Origin of the sequence: Nocardia sp. NPDC051052 (genome assembly GCF_044456045.1) — a bacterium.
Taxonomy (GTDB): Bacteria; Actinomycetota; Actinomycetes; order Mycobacteriales; family Mycobacteriaceae; genus Nocardia.
In genome coordinates, this window is the sequence record NZ_JBITFL010000021.1 from 110,131 (window position 1) to 120,613 (window position 10,483).

Here is a 10,483-nt window from a genome sequence, read left to right on the forward strand (position 1 = left end):
ACATCCACCGCCACAACAACATAGGAGATCACCTTGTCCGAAATCGTCGTCATCGCCAGTCTGCAGGCCAAGCCGGGGCGGGGCGGGGAACTTCTCGCGCTGCTGTCGGAGCTGATTCCCCCGGTGCTGAGCAGCGAACCGGGCCTACACCGCTACGCCGTCTACGTCGAGCCCGACTCCGACCCGCTCCGCCTCACCGTGATCGAAAAGTACGCCTCCGAAACCGATTTGGCGGCACACAACAGCGGCGTGCTGACCGACTACCTGCCCCGGCTCCTCGACCTGGTCGACCCGGCACCCCACACCGTCGAATTACGCCCGGCGCCACTGACTCTCAGCGTCAGCGGGACCGACACCGCCCGCCTGACCATCTGACTACGGCCGACACCGCTGATCGTCGAAAGGCGATCAGCGGTGTGCGTGGTGCTCGCGATAGGGGACAAGTTCATCGTCGACGGCAGCCACGACAACGGCGGGCCGCTCCTCAGATATATTCACGGGCAGCTTATTTCGGCTCAGGCGAGTCCGAATTCCTATCTGATGTGTGTCGAGGCTGGTCACGCATCGCGTGGAGTAGTGCGGGTATCGCGAGCAGTAAAGCGATCCCCCGGAGTCCGCCTGCGACGAGATAAGGTGCGCGCAGTCCGAGCAGGTGTGCCACTAGTCCGCCGGTCAGCGCGCCGAGCGGAATCAATCCCCACCCGACCATCTTGTAGACGCTGCTCACTCGGCCGAACAGTTCGGTCGGCACGATTTCTTGCCGGAGGCTGACGGCCACGATGTTCCAGAGCGTGACGACGAAGCCGTTGACGGCCAGCATGGTACCCAGCACGAACCCGTTCGGGCTCAACCCGATGCCAACGAAGACAACGACGTTCGTGGCGAGTGCGCAGAGCAGCGCGGGGAGTGCGCCGATTTTTTCGACGATGCGTGCGTTGATCAGGCCGCCGAGCACGCTGCCGATCGCGGCGCTTGCGAGCAGCAGACCGTAGCCGGCGGTGTCTACCCGCAACGTCTGAGTCGCGAGCAGGATGAGCGCGACGTTGCCGACTTGGCCGCAGAACGTGTTGGCGCCGAGCAGGAGTGCGAGGGTGCGTAACAGCCGGTGACGGGCCAACCAGCGCAAGCCAGCCGCGATCGATCGATGCTCGACCACTGGTCGTCGTCGCCTGGGCAGTGTCGATAGCAGCACGGCGGACACAACGAAGGTGGCAGCGTTCATCCCGAATGGCAGCGCCGCGGCAACGGCGAACAAGAGGCTACCCAGTGGCGGTCCAAGGAACTGCTTGCCGACCGCTACCGCCGTCTGCTGATTGCCATTCGCCCTGTGTAGCAACGACTTCGCGACAATCTCGGGCAGGATCGCCTGCGACGCGATGCTGAAAACGACCTCGCATGCCCCTAACCCGAAACCCGCACAGGCCAGCACAAAGATGTCGACGTGACCGAATACGACGAGGAGCGCGACGACGCCGACGATGGCTGCCTGGATCGCCTGCGAGCGCCACATCAGGCCAACTGGATCGCGCCGGTCTATCAGAGCGCCCGCTTGCAGGGACAGCAACAACCAGGGCAGATACGTCGCGGCAGCCACGACCGACACGAGTCGAGGGTCGTGCGTGATCGTCACTGCCAGTAGCGGAACCGCGGCCGTGAAGGCGCCATCACCGATGTTGCTGATACCTGTCGCCCACCAGGATCGCCAGTAGGCGCGAGATAGGCGTGGTTCCGCGTTTGTCCGGGTCACGTCGAGATCGTCTGGGTTCACGCGTCATCGCGACACTGTTTAGCTCAGTGCTACACACTCGAGTAATGACGGTGCGGATTGAGCTGGGCGTTGCCGAGTTGGCGGCGACGCGCTTCGCGATTTCGCCTCTGTCGGAGACGATTTCCGGTCTGCAACAGCTGGCGGGCCGCCAGCGGCAGGCCAGCAACCTGCCATGGTTGCGATGGGCGGCTGACGAGCTTGCCACGGACCCGCTCGATCTTCCATTTACCTGGCCGCTGATCGCGAGCGGGCGAGCGACCTGGCCTGAGTTTTTGGTCCCGGCACCGGTGGGCACCCAGTCGTCGATCGCTGATGATCTGGCAGCCCTGCGACGCACCAGCGCCGGTCAGGTGCGGGCTAGCCTTCGCCGCGTGTTCGGGCAAACACCCCCGGACAGCGTTGCCCCGCTCGCCGTGCGGCCGATCGAGGGATTGCGTGCGATCGCCGCGGAATTGCGGGTGGCACATGATCGGCTCATCGCGCCGCACTGGTCACGTATCCGGGCCGTGCTCGACGCAGACGTCAGCTATCGCGCCAAACATCTGGTCAGCGGTGGTGTCGAGCGGTTGTTCGCCGATCTGCACTCGGATCTGTATTGGCGCGACGGGCGACTGATTCTGCAGCGGACGCGATTTCAGGCCGAACGTCCAGTGACTCTTGGTCCGGGTGGGCTCGTTCTCATCCCGGTCGTTCTCGGCCCTCCCGACGTCCTGATCAAGAACCGCACCTCTACCCAGACCACGGTGCGGTATCCGGCACGGGGCATCGGGGCGCTGTGGACTGCCGGAAAGCAAACGCCCCCGGGCAGTACGGTCCGTTTACTCGGTCGAGCGCGGAGCAACCTGCTCGAATCCTTGCGATCCCCGGCGACGACCGCGGACTTGGCTCGCATGTTCGGTGTGACACCCAGTGCGGTGTCGCAACATCTCCGCGTATTGCGCGACAGTGGACTCGTCGCTCGGGAACGATCGGGGCGCAACGTCCTGTACGTCACCACTGCCCTGGGCATTCGCCTCCTCTCGGAGTAACCGATCGGCGGCGCCCAGGAGGACAAGCATCTCTGCATAAATGGAGGCGTAGCACGGGGATTGAGTGGGTGGCGACGACTCCTCTCTATGATGTTGTGCGACAACTATTTTCGGAATCACGGTGCAGGTTGCTCTTAGCTGGATGCTGTCGGAAGTGTTGCTGGAGGCTGATTTTCGTCTGACGGGGTGGTGCCGGTCGTCGTATGGCGGCGACCGGCATCGTGTTCGTCCGGCGCTCAGGGCACGCAGTAGCTGGTTGGTTTGAGCGGCCGCCACGGAGCGGTCTCGAACTGCCCGACCACTGCATGCGGCTCGAGCAGGGGGCTTAATGCCGCTGCGCGGGCGTTGGTCACTCGGTCAGATCGGTTGGACTGGTAGGGCTTCCCAACGTCCGGACATGCCGATGAGCGTGTGTCCTGAAAGTTCAGGACGCCTTGTGTGCATTCACTGCCAGCACAGTCGGTGTTGGGCCGCCGCCTTCGCTGAAGTCCCGGAGAATCAGTCCGCTTTGGACGAATGCTCGCAGCAGATGCGGTAGCGGCGTATGCGAGGCACCCACCTTGTCGCGGAGTCCTAGATCTGTCCATGACGCCCTGGTCCAGTGCGGTTCGGCGTAGCCGGGCCGGATGACAACGGCTTCAGGATCGTTGCGGTCGGCGAATCCGCCGCAGAAGCACGGATGCACACCGATATGGACGAAGCTGCCTCCCGGACGCAGGATGCGGGCGACCTCGGACAGCACTGCGGCATAGTCCGGCATGTCGGTGTGGACCATGATGGCCACCGCCGCCGACACGCTCGAATCCCGGATCGGAAGCCTGGCAGCATCCGCTCGAACGACAGACAGCCTGCCGACCGCGAATCTCAGCATTCGACCGGACAGATCCACACCGATCGGTACCCACCCGAGCTCAGCTATCTGACCGGCGAAAATTCCTGTGCCGCAGCCGATGTCCAGGCACGGCCCGGCGCCTTTCCCCAGCAGCTCAGCAAGCGCGCGCCGGATACCCAGCGGATCCCCGTTGCCTTGCGCTCGCTGACCGGCTAGAAAGGTGTTCTCATACCACTCAGCGATCTGGTCGTATGCGCTCTGCACCATGCACCGATCAGATCACCAGCCCCGCACCGATTTCCAGGCATTTGGCTGTCGGCAGAACCAACGGCGACCGGAACCATCCTCACTGTCGCATGACGCGCGATCTTGGCTGAGTACTGACTGACGCGCTGCGGGGTTGGTGGCTCTCGACGGCTGCCCGGCGTGGCTGGTGCTCGGACGGCTCGGCCGCTGATTGAGCCCGCGCCCCGAATCGTCGTGGTGACCCGGTCAGGCAAGGCGCGAATACATATACATGTCGCGGGGCTCGCCCTCGATCTTCTTCCACCTGCGAAGCATGCCCTCACGGTGGTACCCGGCCGATTCCGCGGCACGCCAGGATCCCTCGTTCCAAGGCTCAACATTCAATTCGAGCCGCGACACTTCCTCCAGCGTCGCGCCCCAGGAACTGAGCAGGCGCAGAGCCCGCCCGCCGTAACCACAGCGCCGATAGCCTCGGCCGATCCAGTACCCAACCGACGCTCTGCCATGGTCGATGTCTCGTCGCCAGAGCCCGATCTGCCCTAGCGCGGAATTGGTGTCGAGATTCGAGATGGCGAATGACCACCCATCTCCGGTCGCTGCCCGTTGGTGCTGGCGCCGGATGAATGCTTGTGCATCAGCCTGGTCGCCGTGGGCGACCACCGTGGTGATCAACGGGATCAACGGATCCTGCCCCGCATCGACGATCAGGGGCACGTCTGCCGTCGCGAAAGGCCGCAACCGAATCCCTTCGCCCTCCAATACCGGCATCAGCAGCTCAGTCACGGTGCCTACCTCACACCTGGGAGCCGCAGCTCCGCAACCGAATTCCGCAGCGATGTGCCACAGCGGCCGACGCTCATCCAGCTACAGGTTCTCGTTCGAGCAGGGGGCTGCCACATCCGATAATGCCCCGACCCGAGCGGCTCAGCGGCGGCTCAGAACAACCGATCACCCGATGGCTCCGGCACAGGCGTAGTCCGCATGCGGATGCGCTCCTCATCGCCGACGACGTCCTGGATCGCTTCGATCTGGTCCTGAACCACCTCGGCGCGCGCCACCAACTCGACCTGGTCGGGCTCGGTAAGGCTCTCGGCACCGAGCTTCTCGAAAACGCACGAGAGCACTGACCGTAAGTCCTCCAGTTTGCTGTCTGGCTCCATGAGTCTCACCCTATGTCCGAACCCAACGGACGTCCGCTCCTGCCGCGTTCGAGACACTCGGCCGCGCCGTAGCCGTTGGCCGCCAGCCGATCTCGCGAACATCCGATAGTGGCTAGCCGATTACCGGACTGGCAAGCAAGCCGAAGTATTCGAACGAACGTCCTCAATTGCCTGGGAGTTCAGGCCGACGGCTGGGGTCGATCGTCAGTCTCACATACAGCGGTGCGTTGATCGTGTCCGTTGGTTCGCCTGGGGCGATGTCGCCGAGGTCGAACCATTCTTGCCCGGGGTTGTTGACGATGCTGACCTGACCAGCCTGCCCGTGCACTACTCCGGACAGGTCGGTCCGTTTGTCCAGCATTCTGAGCCGCGAATCCGATAGATCGACCGACAGTCGATCGCCCCGTCCGGGCACTACAGGCCCGAACATGGCCGCCGGCCCGATGAGATCAACTGATCGGGAGCCCCGCTCGAGCCGGTCGCGGTACTCGATGAGGACCTCGGCTGATGGTTCCTGGCGTGAGCGTAACCGGACCCCCATCAGAGCACCGCATACGTTTCGCACCGGGGCGCCGACTGTCTGTACCTGTGCGAGTGTGGTGGAGTCTGGGAACCGTTCGACGGCAGCCATTCTCGTGTATTCCATGGTGTCGCGCATCGGGATCAGGACCCGGCCGGAAAGCTGATATAACACCGACTCCTGGTACACGGTGACGACATCTGCCACGATCGCCGGAACCACAGAGCCCTGATTGTGCCACGACACGCCTAGCCGGATCGGCAGCCGACGAGGGTCCCCGTACTTCGGGTCCCATCGAGCGGAGAAGTTGGTGAATCGCACCAACTCCAAGTCACGATCCCAGTCCAGTATGGGCGGCGCGGGAAGCTGCCCACCCGCCTCGTCCGGCAACGCGGTGACACCCGCGCGAAGCAAGCCGCCTTCGGCCGGGACTTCTCCACAGCAGCCGTACTCCCATGACTCGACCGACATGTAGACCAATTCCGCAGCAGCGGATTTCGCGATCATCATCGACATCGGGAGATAGACGGCACGACGCGAAGGTCGCGGATCCCAATGCACCCCACGCCGATCGTACTGAGCCTCCGGTCCGAGGCCTCAGCTGCCTGCCTAGGCCAGTTGGGTTCGTTTAGGTTCAGCTGATGGATCGGCGCTCGCCCATGATGCTGTGTCGGGATCTGGAATCTATCGGTCCGGTCGTCAGTTGCCGGTCGGGAAGTGCTTGGGCACCTGCGATCGTCGAGGATGGCGTCCACTCAACGTGCTGACTTCAGTCGGCGAGAGTGAGCGGTAATGCCGCTGGGCGCGCGTTGCCAATCGCCCGGATTGGTTGGCTGACAGGGTCTTCCAACGCACACTCCTGCGGAGGACAGCGCGCTTACCGGATGGCTTCGACTATGACGGGCGTGTGTTCGTGGCGCTCTCCCGCTGGAGCGTGAAACGAGTTGCTCAGCGGGAAGGCCCATTCGGTCCGGATTCGTTGTAGAACAGTCGCTCGAGCAGCTGCTTCGCGGGTTGCTCCAGCGGTTTCCCTCGAGTATCGAGACCAGGTGCCGGATTATCGCCGAAGCCAGCGATCTGCTCACAACGCCCGTCCGAGGTCGTGGCCCAGACTTCGGTATCTGCTGGCCGCCAGATGATCACTGCATCCGGATAGTGAGACAGTTCGGCCAGCATCGAATCGGGTCCGCGGAAGGTCAGCACGACCTTGCCTTCCTTCGGGAACTCGTAATGCATTGCCTCCGGCTCGATCATGATGGCGAATCGGTGACTGTCGGGCGGGGCGGACACCGCTAGCATGAACTCCATGCACCGATCGTGCCGCAAACCACGAGAACTGATGGGTTCGAACATCCGGTGATGCCGCCGTGCGGGCGTTCGATCGAGGACAAGTCGGTGGCCCACAGTTGATCTCGCGAACGTCCGCTACTGCCGATTATGTGATGCCCGAGTGAAGGCCACGCCGAGGGCGAAAGCATTGGAGTAGCTCACTTCACGGGCGATGGCCCGACTGTGGCGTCGGTGTCGCGCAGTCGTTCGGCGGATCTGTCTCACAAAAGAGACTGATCCGTCTTGTTATCATCGCTTGTGTCCGAGCTGGCATCCTCGTTGTCCGCAACAACATCCGAATAGACGATCGGAACGGAATGTTCGAGTACAACCCTGAAGTCATCGCCGAGTTCCGTGCCAACAGCGGCCGGGTCGGCGGCCGATTCGCCACGTTCGATCTAGCATTGCTGACCACCGTCGGCGCCCGGACCGGCCTGACGCGCATCAGCCCCGTCGTGTACTTCACCGACGGTGGCGACATCTTCGTCGTCGCCTCCGCCGCCGGTTCCGACCGGAATCCGGCCTGGTATCACAACCTCGTCGCCAACCCGGAACTCACCGTCGAGGTCGGCGCCGACAGCTACCGGGCCGAAGCGACGCCCACCGAGGGTGCAGAACGTACCCGGCTGCTCGCGAAAGCCATAACCGTCCAACCGGGTTTCGCCGAGTTCGAGACCAAGACACGGCGACGGATCCCGGTGCTGCGGATCACCCGAATCAGTTGATTCGTGGCCTGGCCGCGGGGCCTCCGAGAAACGTCCTGTATCTCCGCATGGCGCGCGTTGGTCAATCGACCAAACCGGTTGGCCGACAGCGCTTCCCAACGCCCTGAAATGCCGAGTTCCGTATGCCCGCCGAGCCGGCCCGCCGAGGACACTCACACCGTAATGGCGTGCTGGGTGACGTAGTGCAGGATCAGGGTTTCGATCGATCGACGGAAGGAACCCTGCTGCCTCTCGCTCAAAGTGCTTGTCAGATCGCCGATCTCGGCTCGGACCGCCTCGCGCACCAGATGCACGACGGCTCGGCCGGCGGCGGTGACGGTGACATGGACAGCGCGCCGGTTTCCGGGAACGGCGATCCGTCGTACCAGGCCGCGCCGCTCGGCTCGATCGACCAGGCCGGTGACGCTGGATTTCTCCAGTTCCAGGATGCCGGCCAGCTGCTGCATTCCGATCTCGCGGTCGTCGAGCACCGCGAGCATTCGCAACTGGGTGACCGATAGTCCTTGTTGGCCGGCGAGGCGGCCCAGGACCGCCTGCAGGATGAACGACAGCTGGATCAGCCCGTCGACCAGGTCCGGCGGGTCGGGTGCGTCAGTGGTCACAGTGGGCCAGGTTAGCTTGATTCGGTTCGCGATACCAACTATTTTGATTCGTGACACGAATAGTATGTGGGACGAACAATTGGGAAGCAGTGGTCCTATGACGGACAAGAAACGCGTCGCGGTCCTCATCGGCAGCACCCGCCCCACCCGTATCTGCGCCGGTATAGCCGCCTGGGCACGCGACGCTCTGCGAGAGGAGGGCGATCTCGACTATGACCTGCTCGATCTTGCCGAGGTCGGGTTGCCGTTCCTGGACGAACCCCGCCGGGCCGCGCTGCAGCAGTACGAGCATGAACACACCCGGGCCTGGAGCCGGCTCGTGCAGAGCTACCACGGTTTCCTTTTCGTCTTCCCGCAATACAACTGGGGCTATCCGGGGGTCCTGAAGAACGCACTGGACTACCTCTACTGGGAATGGCGCGACCGGCCCGCGAGTGTGCTGACCTACGGCACCCACGGCGGCAACAGGGGCGCCGAACAGCTCATCGGCGTCCTACGCGGACTGCACATGCGACTGCTCGACACCCGCGTCGAAGCCGTCATCACCGAGCAGGACGTGGACGAAAACTGGCAACTGCGCGACCTCGACGCCACGCTCCACCCGAACCGGGAACTGCTGCGCAAGATCGGTGCGGAAATGTCGCGCGCGCTCGGCAGCAACTCATAACCGCAGTTCCTGCGGAGAACGGAGAAACAATCATGACAACTCGCCAGGTGGGCTTCATCGGACTCGGGAAGATGGGCGGTGCCATCGCGGGCCGACTGCTCGATGCCGGTTACGACGTCACCGTGTGGAGCCGGACTGCCGCCAAGGCAGACGACCTGCTGGCGCGAGGCGCGACGCTCGCCGACCGCCCCGAAGACGCGATCGCCACCGGGACGGTCTTCTCGATGCTGAGCAACGAAGCGGCGGTGCGGCAGGTCTTCACCGCGGACCGGATCCGCTCCGCGCCTGAGGGTTTCGTGCACGTCAACCACGCGACGATCAGTCCGGCCGCGGCTCGCGAGTTCGCCGCGAACGGCGGGGGTTACCTCAGTGCCCCGGTGGTCGGCCGACCCGAGGCGGTGGTGGCCGGGAAGCTGACCCTGCTGGTTTCCGGCGACGCGGAGGTCCGAGCCGCAGCGGCACCGATGCTCGCCGCGCTCGGGCGACGGGTGTGGGATTTCGGCGACGCTGTGGACGCCGCACCGACGGGGAAAATCGCGGTCAACTACCTGATCCTCCACGCGTTGCAGGCACTGTCCGAATCGATCACCCTGCTCGAGCACGCCGGGCTGAACGCCGGGCAGTTCGTCGAGATGATCAACGATTCCATCTTCCCGGGCGCGGTGTACAGCGGCTACGGCAACGCCATCGCGACCGGCACCTACACCCCGCCAGGGTTCACCACCACCCTGGGATTGAAGGACCTGAACCTCGCGCTGGGCACCGCCGCTGAACTCGGCGTCGACCTACCGACCGGACCGGCCCTGCACGACGTGTTCGCCACCGCGGTCGAGCAGATCGGCGCGGACCTCGACTGGGCGAGCGTCGCCGAGGTCACCCGGCAACGGTCCACCGGCCGACCTCATTGAGCAGCACGTCCAGCTCCCGGACATGCTCCGTAGGATCCCGCCCCGTTGGTTCCGAATTCGCTGAAGTCGTTCCGCCACACTGCCTTGCGCCGAGCCGATGGCGGGCCCTCGGTCGACGACTGGCTTGACGCCCGCAGGATCTGGCCGTGCGAACGTCCGATAATGGCTCCCTTCAGGTCAAGACTCCGCAGGGGTCTTGTGGGTTAGCCTGCTTGTACCAAGGGGCGGTTTCTGTGCCACTTGCGTCCTGCGGTAGGTCACGACTGGTCGGCGAGTCTGTCGTCGTAGGCCGCGCGTGATTGCAGGACGCGGGTCGCGTTGGTCAGGGACCAGTCGGCGATCGCGGTGGTGAGGGCGCCGGCCTCGACGCCGAGGTCGGTGAGGGCATATTCGACACGCGGCGGGATGGTCGGGTAAACGGTGCGGCTGATCAGACCGTCGCGTTCGAGGTTGCGCAGCGCCTGGGTCAGATTTCTGTGTCACGCCCTCGATATGGCGACGCAGCTCGGTGAAGCGCAGCGGCCGGTCGTAGCGGCGTAGTAGGCCGAGGACGTAGAGCACCCACTTATTGGCCAGCACGTCGACCACGGTCCTGAGAACGCGCGGTAATGGCTCCCCTCTCGTGTCAAGGCGTGGTTTGCAGGTCGGGGTTAGTCTGGTTAGTGGTGAGTCCGGGTTGTGGCTTGTCCGAAGTGCCG

The 10,483-nt window shown here is 64.1% G+C and carries 13 protein-coding genes; 5 read left to right on the forward strand and 8 right to left on the reverse strand.

Annotated elements, in window-relative coordinates:
• Positions 1–33 precede the first annotated feature (33 nt).
• Positions 34–375: a putative quinol monooxygenase gene (locus tag ACIBCN_RS42205; protein ID WP_396998206.1), complete on the forward strand. Its 342-nt coding sequence runs from the start codon at positions 34–36 to the stop codon at positions 373–375.
• A 130-nt stretch (positions 376–505) separates the two neighbouring features.
• Here the strand turns inward: ACIBCN_RS42205 and ACIBCN_RS42210 are convergent, their stop codons facing one another.
• Positions 506–1,768: an MFS transporter gene (locus ACIBCN_RS42210; RefSeq protein WP_396998208.1), complete on the reverse strand. Its 1,263-nt coding sequence runs from the start codon at positions 1,766–1,768 to the stop codon at positions 506–508.
• On the opposite strand from ACIBCN_RS42210, the gene ACIBCN_RS42215 reads away from it, so the two are divergent.
• A complete protein-coding gene (locus ACIBCN_RS42215; protein WP_396998209.1) occupies positions 1,723–2,796 on the forward strand; it encodes an ArsR/SmtB family transcription factor in 1,074 nt (357 codons plus the stop codon). The two genes, ACIBCN_RS42210 and ACIBCN_RS42215, sit on opposite strands and share 46 nt — an antisense overlap.
• A 424-nt stretch (positions 2,797–3,220) precedes the next feature.
• On the opposite strand, the gene ACIBCN_RS42220 is transcribed toward ACIBCN_RS42215, so the two are convergent.
• From ACIBCN_RS42220 to ACIBCN_RS42240, 5 genes are all read right to left on the reverse strand, one after another.
• Positions 3,221–3,895, reverse strand: a complete 675-nt coding sequence (locus ACIBCN_RS42220; RefSeq protein ID WP_396998210.1) for a class I SAM-dependent methyltransferase — start codon at positions 3,893–3,895, stop codon at positions 3,221–3,223.
• 225 nt (positions 3,896–4,120) lie between these two features.
• Positions 4,121–4,657, reverse strand: coding sequence for a GNAT family N-acetyltransferase (locus tag ACIBCN_RS42225; RefSeq protein WP_396998211.1), 537 nt, complete (start codon positions 4,655–4,657; stop codon positions 4,121–4,123).
• Positions 4,658–4,809: 152 nt separating this feature from the next.
• A complete protein-coding gene (locus tag ACIBCN_RS42230; protein WP_396998213.1) occupies positions 4,810–5,034 on the reverse strand; it encodes a hypothetical protein in 225 nt (74 codons plus the stop codon).
• Positions 5,035–5,197: 163 nt separating this feature from the next.
• The gene (locus ACIBCN_RS42235; RefSeq protein WP_396998215.1) at positions 5,198–6,070 is read right to left on the reverse strand and encodes a hypothetical protein; all 873 of its coding nucleotides are present in this window, start codon (positions 6,068–6,070) and stop codon (positions 5,198–5,200) included.
• Positions 6,071–6,502: 432 nt separating this feature from the next.
• The gene (locus tag ACIBCN_RS42240; RefSeq protein ID WP_396998217.1) at positions 6,503–6,808 is read right to left on the reverse strand and encodes a hypothetical protein; all 306 of its coding nucleotides are present in this window, start codon (positions 6,806–6,808) and stop codon (positions 6,503–6,505) included.
• A gap of 392 nt (positions 6,809–7,200) precedes the next feature.
• On the opposite strand from ACIBCN_RS42240, the gene ACIBCN_RS42245 reads away from it, so the two are divergent.
• Positions 7,201–7,608, forward strand: a complete 408-nt coding sequence (locus ACIBCN_RS42245; RefSeq protein ID WP_396998218.1) for a nitroreductase/quinone reductase family protein — start codon at positions 7,201–7,203, stop codon at positions 7,606–7,608.
• A gap of 152 nt (positions 7,609–7,760) precedes the next feature.
• On the opposite strand, the gene ACIBCN_RS42250 is transcribed toward ACIBCN_RS42245, so the two are convergent.
• Complete coding sequence (locus tag ACIBCN_RS42250; RefSeq protein WP_396998219.1) at positions 7,761–8,210, reverse strand: MarR family winged helix-turn-helix transcriptional regulator; 450 nt, start codon at positions 8,208–8,210, stop codon at positions 7,761–7,763.
• A 97-nt stretch (positions 8,211–8,307) separates the two neighbouring features.
• Between ACIBCN_RS42250 and ACIBCN_RS42255 the strand changes: the two genes are divergently transcribed.
• Together ACIBCN_RS42255 and ACIBCN_RS42260 are read left to right on the forward strand one after the other, a co-directional pair.
• Positions 8,308–8,877: an NADPH-dependent FMN reductase gene (locus ACIBCN_RS42255; RefSeq protein WP_396998221.1), complete on the forward strand. Its 570-nt coding sequence runs from the start codon at positions 8,308–8,310 to the stop codon at positions 8,875–8,877.
• 32 nt (positions 8,878–8,909) lie between these two features.
• A complete protein-coding gene (locus ACIBCN_RS42260; protein ID WP_396998222.1) occupies positions 8,910–9,785 on the forward strand; it encodes an NAD(P)-dependent oxidoreductase in 876 nt (291 codons plus the stop codon).
• A gap of 257 nt (positions 9,786–10,042) precedes the next feature.
• On the opposite strand, the gene ACIBCN_RS42265 is transcribed toward ACIBCN_RS42260, so the two are convergent.
• Positions 10,043–10,255, reverse strand: a complete 213-nt coding sequence (locus ACIBCN_RS42265; RefSeq protein ID WP_396998230.1) for a winged helix-turn-helix transcriptional regulator — start codon at positions 10,253–10,255, stop codon at positions 10,043–10,045.
• Between the last annotated feature and the right edge of the window lie 228 nt (positions 10,256–10,483).

What these genes read in the sequence shown, in the direction of transcription:
- ACIBCN_RS42220 (WP_396998210.1), bottom strand. Translation starts at nt 3,895, where the DNA reads ATGGTGCAGAGCGCATACGACCAGATCGCTGAGTGGTATGAGAACACC.
- ACIBCN_RS42230 (WP_396998213.1), bottom strand. Translation starts at nt 5,034, where the DNA reads ATGGAGCCAGACAGCAAACTGGAGGACTTACGGTCAGTGCTCTCGTGC.
- ACIBCN_RS42235 (WP_396998215.1), bottom strand. Translation starts at nt 6,070, where the DNA reads ATGTCGATGATGATCGCGAAATCCGCTGCTGCGGAATTGGTCTACATG.
- ACIBCN_RS42240 (WP_396998217.1), bottom strand. Translation starts at nt 6,808, where the DNA reads ATGATCGAGCCGGAGGCAATGCATTACGAGTTCCCGAAGGAAGGCAAG.
- ACIBCN_RS42245 (WP_396998218.1), top strand. Translation starts at nt 7,201, where the DNA reads ATGTTCGAGTACAACCCTGAAGTCATCGCCGAGTTCCGTGCCAACAGC.
- ACIBCN_RS42255 (WP_396998221.1), top strand. Translation starts at nt 8,308, where the DNA reads ATGACGGACAAGAAACGCGTCGCGGTCCTCATCGGCAGCACCCGCCCC.
- ACIBCN_RS42260 (WP_396998222.1), top strand. Translation starts at nt 8,910, where the DNA reads ATGACAACTCGCCAGGTGGGCTTCATCGGACTCGGGAAGATGGGCGGT.